The organism is Paraburkholderia sp. Ac-20342, assembly GCF_017104985.1.
Classification (GTDB): Bacteria; Pseudomonadota; Gammaproteobacteria; order Burkholderiales; family Burkholderiaceae; genus Paraburkholderia.
The window spans coordinates 25,497-42,458 of record NZ_JAAGPQ010000023.1 but is presented as its reverse complement, the minus strand read 5'-3'; the positions used below and the strand labels follow the sequence as shown (position 1 = coordinate 42,458).

General features: G+C 59.0%; 13 protein-coding genes and 5 pseudogenes. 7 read left to right on the top strand and 11 right to left on the bottom strand.

Going from position 1 to position 16,962, the window contains the following annotated elements:
- Positions 1–5 precede the first annotated feature (5 nt).
- Positions 6–808, bottom strand: a pseudogene (locus tag G3N58_RS12340) (IS5 family transposase).
- A 634-nt stretch (positions 809–1,442) separates the two neighbouring features.
- Between G3N58_RS12340 and G3N58_RS12335 the strand changes: the two are divergent.
- Entirely contained in the window at positions 1,443–2,039 is a 597-nt protein-coding gene (locus tag G3N58_RS12335; RefSeq protein ID WP_205999277.1) for a hypothetical protein, read from the top strand.
- 44 nt (positions 2,040–2,083) lie between these two features.
- Here G3N58_RS12335 and G3N58_RS34635 read toward each other — a convergent pair whose 3' ends face one another.
- On the bottom strand, positions 2,084–2,506 hold the full coding sequence (locus G3N58_RS34635) for a recombinase family protein (protein WP_346778267.1): 423 nt from the start codon (positions 2,504–2,506) through the stop codon (positions 2,084–2,086).
- Positions 2,507–2,681: 175 nt separating this feature from the next.
- Here G3N58_RS34635 and G3N58_RS12325 point away from each other — a divergent pair.
- Positions 2,682–2,885: pseudogene (locus G3N58_RS12325) on the top strand (tyrosine-type recombinase/integrase); the annotation flags it as partial.
- 457 nt (positions 2,886–3,342) lie between these two features.
- On the opposite strand, the gene G3N58_RS12320 reads toward G3N58_RS12325, so the two are convergent.
- The 4 genes and pseudogenes from G3N58_RS12320 to G3N58_RS34160 all read right to left on the bottom strand — a co-directional run.
- Entirely contained in the window at positions 3,343–4,011 is a 669-nt protein-coding gene (locus G3N58_RS12320; RefSeq protein WP_205999276.1) for a hypothetical protein, read from the bottom strand.
- An 812-nt stretch (positions 4,012–4,823) separates the two neighbouring features.
- Positions 4,824–5,015: pseudogene (locus G3N58_RS34165) on the bottom strand (DUF6429 family protein).
- 9 nt (positions 5,016–5,024) lie between these two features.
- A pseudogene (locus G3N58_RS12315) lies at positions 5,025–5,320 on the bottom strand (helix-turn-helix domain-containing protein); the annotation flags it as partial.
- Between the two features lie 91 nt (positions 5,321–5,411).
- A pseudogene (locus G3N58_RS34160) lies at positions 5,412–5,882 on the bottom strand (IS5 family transposase); the annotation flags it as partial.
- A 607-nt stretch (positions 5,883–6,489) separates the two neighbouring features.
- Between G3N58_RS34160 and G3N58_RS12305 the strand changes: the two are divergent.
- On the top strand, positions 6,490–7,536 hold the full coding sequence (locus G3N58_RS12305; protein ID WP_205989764.1) for a phytoene/squalene synthase family protein: 1,047 nt from the start codon (positions 6,490–6,492) through the stop codon (positions 7,534–7,536).
- A 243-nt stretch (positions 7,537–7,779) separates the two neighbouring features.
- Positions 7,780–8,028 (top strand): hypothetical protein, encoded by a 249-nt coding sequence (locus G3N58_RS12300; RefSeq protein ID WP_167042568.1) that lies wholly within the window; start codon positions 7,780–7,782, stop codon positions 8,026–8,028.
- A 190-nt stretch (positions 8,029–8,218) separates the two neighbouring features.
- Here G3N58_RS12300 and G3N58_RS12295 read toward each other — a convergent pair whose 3' ends face one another.
- The 5 genes from G3N58_RS12295 to G3N58_RS12275 form a co-directional block, all read right to left on the bottom strand.
- The gene (locus G3N58_RS12295) at positions 8,219–8,536 is read right to left on the bottom strand and encodes a DUF4148 domain-containing protein (RefSeq protein ID WP_167285195.1); all 318 of its coding nucleotides are present in this window, start codon (positions 8,534–8,536) and stop codon (positions 8,219–8,221) included.
- Positions 8,537–8,767: 231 nt separating this feature from the next.
- A complete protein-coding gene (locus tag G3N58_RS12290; RefSeq protein ID WP_205999275.1) occupies positions 8,768–10,309 on the bottom strand; it encodes an alkaline phosphatase family protein in 1,542 nt (513 codons plus the stop codon).
- 300 nt (positions 10,310–10,609) lie between these two features.
- Complete coding sequence (locus G3N58_RS12285) at positions 10,610–11,473, bottom strand: ABC transporter permease (protein ID WP_167042564.1); 864 nt, start codon at positions 11,471–11,473, stop codon at positions 10,610–10,612.
- A 16-nt stretch (positions 11,474–11,489) separates the two neighbouring features.
- Positions 11,490–12,284, bottom strand: coding sequence for an ABC transporter ATP-binding protein (locus G3N58_RS12280; protein WP_167285198.1), 795 nt, complete (start codon positions 12,282–12,284; stop codon positions 11,490–11,492).
- 38 nt (positions 12,285–12,322) lie between these two features.
- Positions 12,323–13,342 carry an ABC transporter substrate-binding protein gene (locus G3N58_RS12275; protein ID WP_167042561.1) on the bottom strand — a complete coding sequence of 340 codons (1,020 nt, stop codon included), beginning with the start codon at positions 13,340–13,342 and terminating at the stop codon, positions 12,323–12,325.
- A gap of 350 nt (positions 13,343–13,692) precedes the next feature.
- Here G3N58_RS12275 and G3N58_RS12270 point away from each other — a divergent pair, with 350 nt between their 5' ends.
- The 3 genes from G3N58_RS12270 (at position 13,693) to G3N58_RS12260 (ending at position 16,918) form a co-directional block, all read left to right on the top strand.
- Complete coding sequence (locus G3N58_RS12270) at positions 13,693–14,370, top strand: response regulator (RefSeq protein ID WP_167042559.1); 678 nt, start codon at positions 13,693–13,695, stop codon at positions 14,368–14,370.
- A 2-nt stretch (positions 14,371–14,372) separates the two neighbouring features.
- Positions 14,373–15,752 carry a sensor histidine kinase gene (locus G3N58_RS12265; RefSeq protein WP_205989762.1) on the top strand — a complete coding sequence of 460 codons (1,380 nt, stop codon included), beginning with the start codon at positions 14,373–14,375 and terminating at the stop codon, positions 15,750–15,752.
- A 125-nt stretch (positions 15,753–15,877) separates the two neighbouring features.
- Positions 15,878–16,918, top strand: coding sequence for an ABC transporter substrate-binding protein (locus G3N58_RS12260; RefSeq protein WP_167285201.1), 1,041 nt, complete (start codon positions 15,878–15,880; stop codon positions 16,916–16,918).
- Positions 16,919–16,962: the final 44 nt, after the last annotated feature.

Here is a 16,962-nt window from a genome sequence, read left to right as displayed (position 1 = left end):
GCGTGTTAGGCACTTTGGATAATTGGCACAGCATGAACGAGCATAAGCATGGCGAAGACAACGAAGTGCAGGCCTGCAAGGGTTTCGGGCAGGCGCTCGTAATCGCGTGCCAGCCGCCGGAAGCGGTTCAGCCAGCCAAAGCTGCGTTCAACCACCCAGCGACGCGGCAATAGCACGAATCCTTTCTTCGTCCCGGGCAGTTTGATGATCTGCAATTGCATTCCCTCGTCGCGAGCAGCCTGCGCAGCCGTGTCGCCCGTATAGCCCTGGTCAGCAAAGGCGAGTTTCACGGTCTGCCCCGTGACGTGCTGGACCTGGCGCGCAAGCTCACCCACCTGCGCACGTTCCTGCTCATTGGAGGGCGTAATGTGTACCGCAAGCAGCAGACCCAACGTGTCGACGGCCATATGAACCTTGCTGCCTCGCTTGCGCTTGTGTCCGTCATAGCCCGCACGTGGTCCGCTTTCGCATGTGGACTGCAACGTGCGTCCAGAATCACCGCACTGGGCTGGCCCTGGCGCGCTTGCGCCACGCGCAGCACCGAACGCAAATCGTTGACCATCGCCTCAAAGCAACCCGCGTTGAGCCAGCGTTGTGTTTGCTGATAGACCATCTCCCACGGCGGGAAGTTGGTCGGCAGCATGCGCCACGATGCACCAGCGCGCGCTATCCAGCGCAATGCGTTGAACATTTCACGCAGCTCATAGCGGCGCTGCGGCGCATCTTCGCTCATCAGGACGAGGTACGGAGCGGCGAAGCTCCATTCCTCGTCCGATACATCTGTTGGGTAGGGTTTGCGTTCTGGCATCCAGCCTGGTTACCAAGTTTGGCCGAAAGTGCCTAACACTAAAGCTATTTGAGGGATGTTGTACTAGCCCCCGCTTCACGCCATTTGGCGCACGGCTCTATTCGGGGTCTGAGGAGCAATGGAACAGGGAGGTCAGTTAAGCCTCGCGAACGAGCTTGACGGAGGAGTGAAGCGCGCGGGGTTCCATAGACCCCATTTAATTGTGAAATCTATGGAAAACACGAAAAAGGAATCACGCAATGGTTTACTGGAAGGGCCCAGGCGAGAGCGTTCGCAATGAGCAACTTTTTTTCGCGAGAGCGATAGTGCAGCGCCGGAGGATTGTGCATGCTGAAAGTTTCTCTGATGTTGTCGGACGATAATGGGCTGCATTCATTCAAAACTAGTGGATTCTCACGGGCACGACTATGCGCTCGATACGTTGGGGTCGTCGTCTTCGCCCGCGCAGGCGTCGGCGTTGTCATCGTCACGGTCTCAGTACTCCGACGCGCGGTTCGACCAGATTTCCCAAAACCGGCCACCCAAACTCAAATCTCCAGCGGCTCAAACGGCATACACTTCTGGTACTGCTGCTCAACCTTCTGCCGAAACACGCACAATAACGATGCCCCATGCGGTATTTTCGAAATCTCCCATGACATTGGAGACTAAAAGAGCCATCGCGCAAGTAGTCTTGGAGGATGTAAGGAATTTATATTACAAACATCCAAATTTGAAGTCCTGCAACAAAATTCGACTCCACGCGGAAAGAGACTCCGAAATACGCAGGGTTTGTGAGGCGGCAAATCAAATGGGTGAACTATATAAAAATTATACTTTGGATAACATAAAAAAATCGAAAGCACATAACTGTGGTGAATTGTCTCGACTCGCAGTCGACATGTTATTGAAGAATAATTTAAAGGCGGTCAAGATCGGGATTGTCGGGGTTGTTGGAACACACGCTTTCGCAGCTGTACTGCCACCATCGCACCCTGACTACATGGGTTTCGATATGGGGAGCGATATGAGTAAATGGAGTGAAGATATAATTATATGCGACCCATGGTGTAACATATCTTGTTCGGCACCTTATTTTAATGATTTTTTCTCAAAGAAGATGGATAAATGGGTTGCCGATGGAAAAATACTGGCAAATTCGTATGGTGGGTATAAGGAATACCTCGCAAATAATGAAGATTGGGTAAGAGATGTAGTGTCAGGGGAAAAGAAGATCGATTTCGTTCAATAAAAGCATGCCGTTTTGGCGAAACGGTCAGCGCATTTGTAAAGCGCTCAACGCTCCGGAAAACGTGCAAGCGTCTGATACACGGTCGGGTGGGATACCGAGAACAATTCAGCCAGATCGCTGATCGAGTGCTTGCCGCTTTCGTGCATCCGGCGCAGTTCCTTCTGCTGCTTGATGGAGAGCTTCGGTTGCTTGCCACGGAGCTTCCCCTTCGCTCGTGCGATGGCCATCCCCTCGCGGATACGCAGACGGATCAGGTCGGCTTCGAATTCCGCGAACGTCGCCGGGATGTTGAAGGACATCTTGCCCATTGGGTCGGCCGGATCGTAGACGCTTAACCCGACTGCCAGTTTCATGCCGCGCGTGACGAGCGAATCCGCGATGTCGCGCGCATCCGGCACCGACCGTGTCAGCCGGTCGAGCTTCGGGGCGATGAGCGTATCGCCACGACGTACGGCCCAGAGCCTGATCGAGTTCGGGGCGTGCGCGATGGGTACCGGTCAGGCCGCGATCCGTGTAGATGCGTCCGGGGCGCCCCCCAGTTCCATGAGCGCCCGCTGCTGGGCGGTCAGATCCTGTCTGTCGGTCGAGCACCGCACATAGCCAATCAGGGTCTCGGGCATATTTTCATGCTGCATGTTTAACCGCGATTTCCGCTGGCGCGATCTGCGACACACGTGGGCGAGCTGGCATGTGCAACGCGGCACGCCGCTACAGGTGCTGAAGGAATTGGGCGGGTGGGAAACGCTGGAGATGGTGCAGCGGTATGCACACCTGAGCGCGGATCATCTTGCGCAGTGGGTTGTGCCGCATACGAGCGAGACGGAACTGCACCTGGCAGCCGGCTAACTGTATTTTCACTGCACTGGGGGAAATCGATGAAGTAGCGAAATCGCTGAAAGCCTTATGAGGCTTGGCGCCCGACTGGGATCGAACCAGCAATCCCTGCCTTCAGATGGCAGCAAATCTTGCAAATACTTTTCAGCATGTTCGCCAAATTGCGCGAACGTATTCTGCGTGCGCCCTCATCCAGCAGCATAATTCCAGCGATCACATGAACCAAATCGCGGGGACGCATTAAGCCACATATCATCTTCGCGACGCGCACCGATCTATTGTGATATCGGCCTACCTGCATTGATATGTATTTTTCGTTCCAAGCCACACCAAGCTATGAGGCTTTTTTGTCTATTAGTACGCTTGCAGACAACTAGGACGCTTTGCGCTCCACCTCGCCAGTCCTATAGCTCAAATCCAACAACGAACGAAATCATTAAGGGTCCTCACGTGACACAGCCCCGATTACCTAGTGCCGCATCGTTAAAAGAACGCCGCGAAAAAAATCCTGATAACGGGGAATCCAATCCTTAATGGCTTGGTAGCGTTGCTGTTCGTTAAGCGGAGCGATCAAGTCACGGATATCGTTTATCGCAGCCACAGGTCCCCGACTATCGCGAAAAACGCGCCAATACAAGACGCTAACGTAATGGGTCCCGGTTCCGTATGGGCCGATACCGATATGCATGGCAGCCCTTCTCTGAGCCCCCCGTAGCATGCCCAATACCTCATCGCGAGATATCCTGAAGTCCGGATTACTGTTTTGATCTGCGAGAGCAGTCTGTAATTCGCGCTCGCGATCAGTCCGCATGTCGCGCCCTTCAATGACCGTGGCGACTGAGTCTGTGGCAGCCCAATTCCGGATGACGGCTGGCTTTGTATCACTTGCCTTTCCGGAGAGTCGCGTATTCAAGTGCATAAGCAGAGTTTGCTGTTCGTCCGCAGGCATGGAACGCAGTTTGGTTTCGATCTCGGCGCGCGCTGCCTGCTGCTCCCAGCGTGGCAATTCGTTCACGATTTGCGTAATACCCCGGCTGATCGATGGAGAAAACGCAGGCAGAGCGACCACGGGTTGCAACGGTTGAGAAGACGAGCCGGCCACCGGAACTCCGGAATACTGAACAGGAAACTGCGGCATTTGAGCTTGTGACGGGGCAAAAGGCAGCAACGGTGCCGAATTCGGGATCGGTTGCGCCTGCCCCAGAAGTGCTGGCGTTCTGGGGTGCAGAGATGATTACCCGCCTGTTTGGATTTGCTGAATCCCGCATGCCAGCTGAGACAAGGTCGAAGTGTCCGTCGGCGCGCGTCCTCAAATTGACGACGAGCGAGACAGTGCCATGAGTCGTTTCCAGCAGTTGCCCGTATTGCGCCCGCATGGCGCTTTGTGACGCGGGACTGCCTAAGGCTAACGAACCGTTCTGGATGGCTGATATGACCGCTCCGGCCAGCGCGCGTTCACCAGCATCGCTAGAATTCCGGAATGCGTGGAGCCACGCGGTAGACGATCCGCTTACCATGCTGGGCTGAAGTGTTGACGGATGCGAGACAGGGGCGAGGCCCCCAAACTGAGCGGCGCTGGCACGCCGGCCAGAGGACGGCACAGAGTTGTTGTTGGTCTGCGAGGGGGCTAATTCGGAATAGCTGTGCCACTGACCGGAAGGATTTCCAGAGATGCGTTGATTTGACATGTCGGTGATATTCGCAAAACTGCGCGCATTGGTAAAGACACTTGCCAATACCAGCAAACATGCGTCATACATTGCATCAAAGCGAAAACAGGTTCTGCCGTGCGAAGCGCCAGGAGACACGGATCGGCACCCTTGGAATACCTCCGCGACGCGCACTGCATTTTCAGTGTGATAAATTTTGGCGCTAAGTGGATAGCCCTTGAGCATGTACGGCATCGAACTCTGTTGCACCCCTAGTGTCGTGAGTTAGAAATTCGTTTGATTAATCAGTTTTGCTGCCAGCTATGACGAAGTGCTGCTTGAAGATGAGTTCGGATTCGAGCAAACCGTCGTCAGTGACGATCACGGATTTTGCTTTATTGACCGGACCGCCGATTAGGCCGCGTTCGTAGAGTCGGTTGAGCGCATCTCAATCGAAGCTCTTCCATGCTCGGTTGTGGTCATGCAGTGTCAAATAGAGAAGCGCGAGGGCGGCATCAACACGTGCGTCGTCGATCGATCTGGATGCGCCCGAACGTGGTGCGTCAAGCAGGCCTCCAGCCGATGCATTGCGTAGCGCCCACGCCACTTCGAGACAGTTTGCTGGGTAACCCGCAGTTTCGCCACGACCGTTCTGTTGTCGGTGCCCTCGGCACAGGCCAGCACGATCCGCGCTCGCAATGCCAACGCCTGCGCCGTCTTGCGGCGCGTCATCAGGGCCGTGAGCTGCTCGCGTTCCGCTTCGCTCAACACGAGTTCCGCCTTGGGTCTTCCGCTCATGGCCGCCTCTTCGTGTCCGTCGCACTCACTACACGGTACGACAGGCAGCAAATTGTTCAACGAATTTCTAACTCATTACACTAGGTTCTGTTCACATTCTCACGAGTAGTCCAAAGGCACAGGCAAGCGAAGCGAAGGCGAGATAGTTCCCTGCGCGATTGTCATAGCGAGTGGCGACGCGACGAAAATGTTTGATACGACTGAAAAAGCGTTCGACGATGTTCCGGGTCCGATACAGCACGCGGCTATAGCGACGCCTGATTTTCCGGTTCGAACGCAGCGGGATTACGGCCTTTGCATGCGTACTGCGGATACGCTCCACAAAGGCGTTCGAATCGTAGCCTTTGTCGGCAATGATCGCGCCGGTGCGCAAATGCTCAACCAGTTCATTCGCGCACGAAATATCGGAAACTTGCCCTTCGGTGGCCATCAACCGCAGAGGGCGGCCAGCGTCATCGACGGTCAGGTGCAACCTGGTGGTCAGTCCACCTCGCGAGCGCGTGCGGTCCGTTTTTTTCGAGCGCCGGACGAGTGCTGGTGCGCGCGCACGATGGTCGAATCGATCAGCACATGCCTGATCCCGGTTTCGTCAGCTACTGCGTGTATCACGCGTTCCCACGCACCCTTGCGACGCCACCTGGAAAACGCATGTACACCGTGTGCCATCGGCCGAATGCCTTCGGCAACCGGTCCGGCCGATCCAGAGGACAGCCTTGACAAACCAGCAATTGTCGGTCGCCGTTCGTCCTGGATCGCCTTCTTTGCCCGGCAAGACAGATTCGATTCGTGCCCCTACTTCATCGCTCATTAACGCTCGAATCATCTTGGCCCACTCGCGCAAAAGACAAGATGTAAACATATTTCATTGAATGTAAACAGGCCATAGTCGTCGGCTTCCATTGCTGTGATACCTAATCTACCCGTCGAAGTTCAAGGTTTCCGGAGAGGCTCCGCGACGGCTTGGGCGGGTCATATCGTGACACGGGCGTGACAGCCCTCGCCGCTGGAAGACTTCGAGGAGTGGGCATCGAGGACGTGGCATGAACGCGTCGGCGTATACAATGCGGCAGCACCTGATTTTTACAGCCTGACCTACCCGCAACGCATCCGTCAGTGCATTGATTGAACGCATTTTTTCCTACGCCTTGTACCGCGATCCGATCCAACCCATGCCGACTCCGACCCGGGCCTTCCTTCTCGGCCCGCTCCTGAAAGGCGTTTCACGCTCCTTCTATCTGACGCTGCGCGTGCTGCCCGCCGGCATGCGCGATCCGATCGGCCTTGCCTATCTGCTCGCGCGCGCGGCCGACACGATTGCCGACACCTCGCTGATTCCGCCCGAACAACGCCTCGTATTAGTGCTCGCACTGCGCGAGCAGGTGAATGGCGTGGCTGTCGATAGCGCGCCGTTTCAGCGCATCGCCGCCGAAGTCGCGGGCCAGCAGGTGCAATCGGATGAAAAAGTACTGCTCGAATCGCTGGGCCCCGCGCTCGACGTGTTGTCGCAACTGGGCGAATCCGACCGCAAGGCCGTGCGGGAAATCGTTTCGACGCTGACCGAAGGCATGGAATTCGATCTGCGCACGTTCCCCGACGAACGCGCCGGCCAGATCGCGGCGCTGCGCGTATACGGCGAACTCGATCGCTATACGTATCTGGTTGCCGGCTGCGTCGGCGAATTCTGGACCACGATGACTTACGCGCATATGCCGGGCACGCTGAAAGAGCCGCCCGATACGATGACGCAACTCGGCGTGCGTTTCGGCAAGGCCTTACAGATGACCAACGTGCTGCGCGATTGCGGCAAGGACTTGCGCATTGGCCGCTGTTATCTGCCACAGAACATGCTGGAGCGTCACGGCCTGAGCGCAGAGGAACTGCTGGAGCCGGCCAATTCGATGCGCGCGCGGCCGTTGCTCGTCGAGCTTCTGCGCAAGGCGATCGAGCACTATCGCGCGTCGCTCGATTACACGCTCGCGATTCCGGCCCATGCGGTACGCTTGCGGCTCGCGTGCTTGTGGCCGATTCTGATCGGCCTCGACACTCTCGTGCTGCTCGCGGATAACGACGCATGGCTCGATCCTGCGAAGGTATCGAAAGTCACGCGTCATGCGGTATATCGGATCATCGCGTCGTCGCTGCTGCTGGTGCCCTCGAATGCGCTGGTGCGCAATGCGATCGAGAAACGCATCAGGCGGATCGAAGCACGGTTGTAAGCGTTTCACATAGGGGCTGCGCGCGGGGCGAACGGACATTCGATTCGCATTGCATCGAGTCGGTCAAAATGGAACAGGGTGCATCGGCCCGGCAAAAATTGGCAATACGCGTTATTTCACTGCAAATCGCGGCGGAGTACTACCCGATTTAATTGGGATCATGAAATAAGCAGATAATCGGGAAAGCCCCAGGACCGTGCGCTCGCGCTTCGCGTTAGTCTCTTCCAAAAGAGGAGGCGACCCATGCGACAGGCGTTCAACATTGCCTTGGTGCTTTTGCTTGGCTATCTGATGGCAGATAGGGCGTTGATGCGTGCTCAGGCCGGCGAGGTTGGGACGATTACGTGCCACCAGGGCGCGGCGCTCGTCAAATCGGACGCTGTGAAGAAGGGCTTTGGAGAAGCCGGGGCCAGCGCGCAGAGCGAGAGCTTTCTGTCAAGCTGCCTCGTGACCGGACGCGGTCAGGTCGGCGATCTGATCGCGCGCGACTGAGCGGCTGATAGCGTTGCCGGGTATTCGGCGCGACGCACGCAGAGCGCCGTGAAAAAGCGCCCAGACCGTGAAGGTCCGGGCTAAGTCATCGGAAGCCCGATGACGGAGGTAACGGTTACATACAGGACAAAACTGGCCCGCGTCCGGGTATCACCGGACGCGGGCCAGTTTTTTTAACGACTTGCGTTGCTTACTGACCGAAGTAGACCGACTTCGGGCCAGTCGCCGGAGCCACACGGCCCGATTGCGACGAACCGCTGGTCACACCGCCGAAACCGCTTGCCGCGGCTTGGCTCACGCCGTTTTGCGCATTGATGCGAGCTTCAGCGGCCTGGATGTTGGCCGGGTACTGCGGGTCGGCGAGACCGGGTTGATAGCCGGCCTTTTCCAGTTGAACCAGTTCGGCGCGCACCTGGGCGCGGGTCACGGGCTGGGTGGTTTGCGCAAACGAAGCGACAGGAGCGGCGATTGCGGCGGCAATGACAACGGCTTGAATGAGCGATTTCATGATACTTACCTCCAGTTTTGGGTTTTGTCGTGCTGCGAACGTTGTTGTTCGTAGTCAGTGATTACATTGTAATTTCGATAACTGGAGAGAGTAATAGGTCATCCGTTGAATGTTTATTGCTAATTTTGAGATAAAGCTGCGGAACCTTTAAGGGTTAACGCGTGCTTATGCGGTTCGCGTGAGCCGCGAGCTGCGATCCGAAGAGACATGGGTCAATGCTCCGAGCCGATGCTATTTCGGAGAAACGGGGCGGGTTTGATCGGTATTGGCCCTTGCATCTTTCGATGGCGCGCCCGTCGTTTTGCGGACCGATTGCGAAAGACGCGTGAATGCGTCGCTCGTGCGCGCATCGCGCTGGTCCCGCGCTGCGTAGAAATCCTTGCTGAGCCATTGCCCGAAGCTCGTCATTAGCGAGCCCAACGTGCTTTTGAAGCGTACCCACGCGTTGCCGGCGTTCGCGAGTTGCGCTGCCGATGCCACCGCGTTCGCGCTAAGCCGGTCCAGTTCCTCGTGCAGGTAATCGGCGAAATAATGCAGTCCGTGCTGATTGCCGTTCGACGATTTGCGTTCGAGTTCCACATGCTCGGCAATCAGCAATTGATTGCTCACGCGGATAAAAGCCGGTGTATCGGTACGCGCGACATCGGTGCCGCCCATTGCTTCGCCCACACTCGATGCTTTCTGCGTGCGTAGCCCAAGCGGCGCGAGTTTCCATTTGTCGCACAGGTATTTCAGCAGACTGCAATGGTCGAACTGCGTGTGACACACGCCGGCCTTGCACCACGGCGACACGAGAATCGCGGGCACGCGCACGCCGAGCCGGGTGAAGTCGAAACTCGCGGTGTGGTCGTCCGGCGCGGTGGCGTTTGAGGGCGGCGACACATGGTCGTAGAAGCCGCCATGTTCGTCGTACAGGATCACTAACAACGTGCGTTCCCACAGCGCCTGATTCGAGCGCAGCGCATTGTAGGTATCGGCGATCAGCTTCTCCGCTTTCATGATGTTGTGCGGCGGATGATCGTCGTTCTGCGCTTCGCCGAAGTACTTCGGCTCGATCAGCACGAATTGCGGAAACGCGTCGGCGGGGCCGGCTGCGTCGTGAAAGAACGTCTCGAAGAGATGATAGTTCGCGAGGTTCGCGGCGTGCCGCTGGTTCTTCAAGAGCAGCGATGCGGGAAAGTCGTAGAAATAGACTTTCCATGTTTTTTGCGCCGCATTCAGCCGATCGAAAATCGTGTCCTGGCTCTGCTCGGTGTACCAGTGCGGATTGAGCGCATCGAGTCCCGATGGCATGGCCACCTGACCCATCGACGTGCCGGTCAACGCGAAGAAGCGATTCGGCCACGTGGGCCCCGGCAGCGATGAGAACCACCGGTCGCAGACGGTGAACTGCTTGCCGAGCGTATGGAGCGCGGGCAGAAAACCGAGCGGGTAATAGCCCATCACGTCCTGGCGCGCGGCGAGGCTGCTCTTCGGATAGTCCTTCACGAAGCGGCGCACGAAGCCGCTGTTGTCCGCGGCAATCTGCTCCATTACGGCCTCGTGCTCGTGATTCGGATCGTGCTTCATTTGCCGCTCGCGCGTGGCGCGAGGGTGGAACGTGTGGCCCTGACCGTCGGCATTCGATTTCGTGGCGGCGTTGCGCACGCCGTCGAGTCCGTCATGCACGGCGTCGAGGCAACCGAGCATCTGATCGAACGAGTGGTTCTCCATCAGCAGGAGAACCACATGTTCGATCGGATCGTTCTGCGCGCTGTGCTGGACGTCACTCATTTTTTATCGCTCCAGGTGGGACAGAGTTGGGTGGTTGGGTGGTTGGGTGCGGTTGCGGCGCTGCCAACTTAGCGCAAAACGTCTGGTCGCGAAAGAGCCCGGCTAAAACGGAAACGCGTGAGTGGCGGGGGCGACCCATCGCGCATGATCGGCGCAGCGAAGTCGAGCGAGATCGATTCGGAAGATATAGAAGCAAAAATGCCGTTCGGCCAAAGACCGAACGGCATTCGTGATGAATCGGGAAACGATTGGTACCGCTTTGCGCGCCGGATTCGAAGCGGCGCGGCGATTACGCTGCGCTTAAACCGAAGTCGGCCGCCATTTCAGCAGGCGGTTCTCGATCGCGGTCAACAGATAGTCCGCTGCCAGCGCGACCACGGCCAGCACGATCATTGCCGCAAACACGCCGCTTGCGTTGAACGCGCCCTGTGCGGTGGAAATCAGCAGGCCGATGCCCTGCTTCGAACCGAGAAATTCACCGACCACCGCACCGACCAGCGCAAAGCCGAAGCTCACATGCAGGCTGGCGAGAATCCAGCTGAGCGCCGACGGAATTACGACCGAGGTCGTCACCTGGCGGCGCGACGCGCCGAGAATCTGCGCATTCGCGATCATGTAGCGGTCTGCTTCGCGCACGCCCTGGAATGCATTGGCGAATACGACGAAGAACACCATCACGACGGCGAGCGCCACTTTCGACGCCATACCGAGCCCGAGTGCAATGACGAACACCGAGCCGAGCACGACGCGCGGAATCGAGTTGGCGATCTTGATGTAGAGGCTGAATACGTCCGAGAGCAGCTTGTTGCGGCCGAGCACGATGCCGCAGAAGATGCCGCCGACCGAGCCGATAATGAAGCCGAGCCCGGTTTCTTCGAGCGTGACCCATACCTGCGTAAGCAGCGGACCTTGCGACGTGCCGTTCACGAACCAGTCGACGATCTGCTCGAAAATCGCGCTCGGCATCGAGAAGAAGAACGGGTCGATCCATTTCAGGCGCGCGGACAGTTCCCAGCCGCCGAGCACGACCACGAGTACGAGAATGCGCAGCGAGACGACGAGTACATGGCGCTGGCGGATTTTCTTTTGCGCAATGCGCTCGACCTGAGCGAGCGATGCGGCGTCGATGCCGGACGGCATCATCTGTTGAGAGGGCGTGGACATGGTTGCCGTTCCTTGATTAACCGATTTGCACTTCTTCGCGCAGGTCGTGCCAGATGTCGCGCGAAATCTCGATGAAGCGCGAGTCGTAGCGAATCTCCGAGGTGACGCGCGGGCGCGGCAGATCGATTTCGTAGACTTTCTTCAGCGTCGCGGGGCGCGCGGTCAACACGAACACGCGGTCGGCGAGCGCAATCGCTTCTTCGAGGTCGTGCGTGACGAATACCACCGAGCCGACGCCGCCCCACAATTGCAGCAGTTCGTCCTGCATCAGCGTGCGCGTCTGCATGTCGAGCGCCGAGAACGGTTCGTCCATCAACAGGATTTCCGGCTTGTTGATGAAGGTCTGCGCAAGCGCGACGCGCTTGCGCATGCCGCCGGACAGTTGATGCGGATAGTGCTTGCCGAACTTGTCGAGGCCCACGCGGCGCAGCCATTCGTTCGCTTCGTCGTAGGCGGCGGATTTCGAGCGGCCACGATAGAGCGGACCGGCCGCGACGTTGTCGAGCACCGAGCGCCACGGAAACACCGCATCGGCCTGAAAGACGAAGCCGATGCGCGGATCGATGCCGTCCACCGGCGCGCCCATCACGCGCACTTCGCCGGTGGTGGGTTTCAGCAGACCGGTAATCATGCTCAGCGTGGTGGACTTGCCGCAGCCGGTCGGGCCGACCACCGCGACGAATTCGCCGCGTGCCACCGACATGCTGAAATCGCGCAACGCGATGGTTGCCTTGCCGTCCGGTGAAATGAAACGGCACGACACGTTGCGCATTTCAATTGCTGGCGTATCGCGTGACATAGGTTGATTCATCGGCGGAGCCTCGCAGTTCTCTGGATATGAAAGAAGCGTTACTTCGACGCGGTCTTGACCGGCGCCGATACGTATTCGTTGGTGTAGGTCTTGGCGAGATCGATGTGCTTGCCCTTCACCGACGGATTGAATGCCGACAGTACTTTCAGCACCGTGTCCGGGCCGTCGGCCGGCATCTTGCCGTCCTTCGTGAACATCGGCAGCGAGGCCTTCAGCGCGTTGACGTACAGGTCCTTGTTGTTGCCGTAGTAGTCTTTCGGCATTTGCGCGGCGATATCTTCCGCGCTATGCGTCGAAATGAAGTTGAGCGTCTTCACGAAGGCATGCGCGAGCTTCGCGGCCTCGTCCTTGTGCGATTCCGCCCATGCGCGCTGCACGTAGAAGCTCGATGCGGGGTACGTGCCGCCGAGCGCGGCGCGCGTGCCGTCGAGCGTGCGCATGTCGACGAGAACCTTGGCGTCGCCGGTCTTCAGCAATTGCGAAACGGTCGGCTCGGTGGTCATGCCCGCGTCGATGCGGTTCTGCTTGATCGCCGCGATAAAGCTGTTGTCGGCGCCGACCGGCAGTAGCGTGTATTGCGTGGCCGGTACGCCCGCGCGTTGCGCGAGGTACTGCGTGAGGAAGCTCGTCGACGAGCCGAGGCCGGTCACGCCGAGCGTTTTGCCTTTCGTGTCGGCCATGCTCTTAAGGGTATCGGCTGCTTTCGTCGAAACCATTTCCACTTCGCCGGGCACCTGGCCGAACACGACCAGCGCCTGAATTTCCTTGCCCTTGCTCTGCAGATCGATCGTGTGATCGTAGAAGCCCACGACACCTTGCACCGCGCCCGCGAGCAGTTCGTTTTCCGCGTCGACGCCGGCCGGTTGCGAGAGGATCTCGACGTCGAGCCCTTCGTCCTTGAAGTAGCCGAGCTGTTCGGTCAGCTTGGCCGGCAGATAGATGATCTTGGTGGCACCGCCCACCATGATCGTGATCTTTTCGGCGTGAGCGGCGGCCGAAGCGGCGGCAAGGGCGAAAGCAACACCTGACACGGCGGCAATCTGGCGCAAGGTACGCATGAAGCAGTCTCCTTAACTAAGTGTGGTCGCCGCAGCCTGATAAGCGGCGCTTTTCTGGGTGAATGGCGGCGATTATAAAAATGCGAAACCTTCTGCGAGCTTTCGGGAGGGAGCGCGAAACATGGGTGTTAACCCGAAAATGCACCGAAAATAAGCCGAAAATGCGCCGGGAATGTGCTGAAAACGAGCCGCGCTTAAGCCGCAAGCGAGCCGCAATCAGCCCGCCACTGCGCGACGCACTTGACCGGCGTCGACAGCGGACAGGGGACGTATGGCGCAAATCCCACAGGAAGCGCGCAAACCCCCTGTTTTACGGCACAATCGACGGCCTGACTTTTGCCGTTGCCGCCATGAAGCTGCTGCTCATCGAAGACAATCCCACGCTTGCGCACTGGCTCGCGAAGATGCTGGAGCAGGAGGCATTCGCGCTCGATGCCGTGCAGGACGGCGACGAGGCCGACCGTCTGCTGCGCACGAATCACTACGATGTGATTCTGCTCGACCTGAATTTGCCGAAGCTCTCGGGCAAGAACGTGCTGCGCCGTTTGCGTCAGCGTGGCGATGCGACGCCGGTGCTGATCCTGACCGCGAGCGGCTCGATCGACGAAAAAGTGGAACTGCTCGGCGCCGGCGCGGACGATTACCTCGTCAAGCCCTTCGAAGTGCGTGAGTTGATCGCGCGCATCAAGGTTGCGATTCGCCGGCAGTCGCCGTCGAAAGCGAGCGAGGTGGTGTGCGGCGATCTGTCGTTCGATATCGACACGCGCCAGTTCACGCTCAAAGGCGCGCCGCTCAATGTGACGCCGCGCGAGCGCTCCGTGCTCGAAGCGCTGATTTTGCGCCTCGGCAAGACGGTGACGAAACCCGCGCTCGTCGATGCGATCTTCACGCTCGCGGACGAGCCCAGCGAAGACGCGGTGGAGATCTATATCTCGCGTCTGCGCAAGAAGCTCGACGGCAGTTCCGCGGCGATCGTCACGCTGCGCGGGCTCGGCTATCTGCTGCGCAAGAAAGAAGACGACCACTGACAATGGCTAATAGCCTGCGTATACGTTTGCTATGGTGGCTGCTCGTGCCGCTCGCGCTCTATGTGTTCGTGACCGGCAAGACCGAATACGACAATGCGCGGCGTACCGCGAATCTCGTGCAGGACAACCAACTGGTGGCGTCGGCGCGCATGATCGCGGGGGAAGTCGAATGGCGCGACGGATTCCTGCGCGTGGACGTGCCGCCTGCCGCGCTCGAGATTTTCGCCTCGCCGTATCGCGACCAGGTGTTCTATAGCGTGCGTGTCGACGACGGGCAACTGCTCGCGGGTACGCCCGACTTTCCGCCGCGTCCCGCGCGGGCGCCCGACGTGCCGGATTCGTACTACACGGCGTTGCACGGCCAGCAGGTGCGCGCGGTCGATATCGCGCGGCTCATGTACGACAACGGCGTGACGCGGCGCGTGCGCGTGACGGTCGGCAAGACCGCGCGCTCGCGCGACGCGATGACGAAACAGCTATGGCAGCCGCAACTGATCCGGCAGATCGAAATGATCGTGCTGGCGGTTGCGCTCGTTTGTATCGGACTCACGTTCGAATTGCGGCCGCTGATGAAAGTGAAAGACGAGGTTGCCGATCGCGATCCGATGCAACTCGAGCCGATTCGTGTGGAGCGTTTGCACACGGAATTGCGTCCCATCGTCGATGCGATCAATCAGTGCATTGCGCGGCTCGGCTTGCAGGTGGCGGTGCAACGCCGCTTTATCGCGGATGCTGCGCATCAGTTGCGCACGCCGCTGACGCTGCTCGGTACGCAACTGCAATTCGCGCGGCAGCAGGACGGGATCAATCCCGCGCTCGACGAGGCGCTGGGCGCGATGCATCGCAGCAACCGGTCGATGGTCGCGCTCACGAACAAGCTGTTGCTGCTCGCGCAGGCCGAGGCCGCCGACAGCGCGCAACTCGCAATGGAAAGCGTCGACCTGGTGCCGCTCGCGATGGAAGTCGTCGAAGACCTTGCGTTGCTCGCGCAGGCGCGCGAAATCGATCTCGGCGCGGAGTTGCACGGCGCCGCGCCGGTGGTGGGGCATCGTGGATTGCTACAGGCACTGATTGCGAATCTCGCCGAGAACGCGATTCGTTATACCGGCAGTGGCGGTCACGTGACGGTTGCGGTGCATGCCGATGCCAATACGGTCACGGTAAGCGTCATCGACAACGGCCCCGGCATTCCGGCCGAAGCGCGCAGCCGCGTATTCGAGCCTTTTTTCAGGGCCTCGGCGGATACGGACGGCACGGGGCTTGGACTCGCGATCGTGCGTGAGATTGCGGATGCGCATCACGGCGAGATATCGCTGAAGGCGGGCGACGGCGGCAAGGGCGTGGATATTGCCGTGATGTTTCCGCGTGCGGCGATGAAGTGATCGGGACAAACCCGAGGTTCGCGCTATTTCACATTTGTGAAAGCATCGGGAAGGGTTCGCACCTTCAGAATCAGGCACAGGCGACTCGCGCGGCGCCACGAAGCAGGACAACGGAGACACCCGCAATGAAGCTTCCCCTGACGCGTTTCTCGCGCGCGGCCTGTGCCGCCGTCGCGGCGTCGCTCGTGTTGTGCGCGCTCGCGAAACTCGCGACGCCCGCGCAAGCCGCCGAGCCGGAGAAACTCGCGATCATGGTCGGTGGCATCGACAAGCTTATCTATTTGCCGGCGCGTCTTGCCGAACAGCTCGGCTATTTCAAGGCGGAAGGGCTCGACGTCGAGTTGCTGTCGCAACCGACCGGAATCGACGGCGAAAACGAAATGCTCGCGGGCGCGGTGCAGGGCGTGGTCGGCTTTTACGATCACACGATCGATTTGCAGACCCGCGGCAAGGAAGTGAAGACGATCGTCGTATTCGCTCAGGTGCCCGGTGAAGTGCAACTGGTCGCGGCAAAATCGGCCGCTTCCGTTAGAAGCATGGCCGACGTGCGCGGCAAAACGCTCGGCGTAACCGGGCTCGGTTCGTCGACGAGTTTTCTCACGCAATACCTCGCGCAACGCGCCGGCGTGCCGTCCACGCAATTCACGCTGTTGCCGGTCGGCGCGGACAGCAGTTTTATTGCGGCAATGCGGCAGGGGCACATTCAGGCGGGCATGACGACCGAGCCGACCGTCACTCGCTTATTGAAAGCCGGCGAGGCGAAAGTACTCGTCGATATGCGCAACGTCGACGGTACGCGCGAGGCGTTGGGCGGCACCTATCCGGCGTCGAGCTTCTATATGCAAAGTACCTGGCTCGACGCGCATCCCGACGAAGCCGCCAAACTCGCGCGCGCATTCGTGAAAACGCTGCGTTATATGCACACGCATAGCGCGGAACAGATTGCCGCGCAGATGCCGCAAGAAGCGATTGGCGGCGACCGGGTGCTTTATGTCAGCGCATTGCAGGCTTCGCTGCCGATGTACACCGTGGACGGCAAGATGCCCGCCGACGGTCCGCAGACGGTGCTCAAAGTACTGTCGGCATTCAATCCGACAGTGAAGGGGCGGCATATCGATCTGTCGCGCACGTTTACCAATCAGTTTGTCAGTGACGTGAAGCCTTGAAAGCGGGTTGACCGCGCTTGTCGCTTCGAACACAAAAGGATCGA

What these genes read in the sequence shown, in the direction of transcription:
- G3N58_RS12290 (WP_205999275.1), bottom strand. Translation starts at nt 10,309, where the DNA reads ATGAGTGACGTCCAGCACAGCGCGCAGAACGATCCGATCGAACATGTG.
- G3N58_RS12305 (WP_205989764.1), top strand. Translation starts at nt 6,490, where the DNA reads ATGCCGACTCCGACCCGGGCCTTCCTTCTCGGCCCGCTCCTGAAAGGC.
- G3N58_RS12265 (WP_205989762.1), top strand. Translation starts at nt 14,373, where the DNA reads ATGGCTAATAGCCTGCGTATACGTTTGCTATGGTGGCTGCTCGTGCCG.
- G3N58_RS12275 (WP_167042561.1), bottom strand. Translation starts at nt 13,342, where the DNA reads ATGCGTACCTTGCGCCAGATTGCCGCCGTGTCAGGTGTTGCTTTCGCC.
- G3N58_RS12295 (WP_167285195.1), bottom strand. Translation starts at nt 8,536, where the DNA reads ATGAAATCGCTCATTCAAGCCGTTGTCATTGCCGCCGCAATCGCCGCT.
- G3N58_RS12270 (WP_167042559.1), top strand. Translation starts at nt 13,693, where the DNA reads ATGAAGCTGCTGCTCATCGAAGACAATCCCACGCTTGCGCACTGGCTC.
- G3N58_RS12335 (WP_205999277.1), top strand. Translation starts at nt 1,443, where the DNA reads ATGACATTGGAGACTAAAAGAGCCATCGCGCAAGTAGTCTTGGAGGAT.
- G3N58_RS12320 (WP_205999276.1), bottom strand. Translation starts at nt 4,011, where the DNA reads ATGCCGCAGTTTCCTGTTCAGTATTCCGGAGTTCCGGTGGCCGGCTCG.
- G3N58_RS12285 (WP_167042564.1), bottom strand. Translation starts at nt 11,473, where the DNA reads ATGTCCACGCCCTCTCAACAGATGATGCCGTCCGGCATCGACGCCGCA.
- G3N58_RS12280 (WP_167285198.1), bottom strand. Translation starts at nt 12,284, where the DNA reads ATGAATCAACCTATGTCACGCGATACGCCAGCAATTGAAATGCGCAAC.
- G3N58_RS12260 (WP_167285201.1), top strand. Translation starts at nt 15,878, where the DNA reads ATGAAGCTTCCCCTGACGCGTTTCTCGCGCGCGGCCTGTGCCGCCGTC.
- G3N58_RS12300 (WP_167042568.1), top strand. Translation starts at nt 7,780, where the DNA reads ATGCGACAGGCGTTCAACATTGCCTTGGTGCTTTTGCTTGGCTATCTG.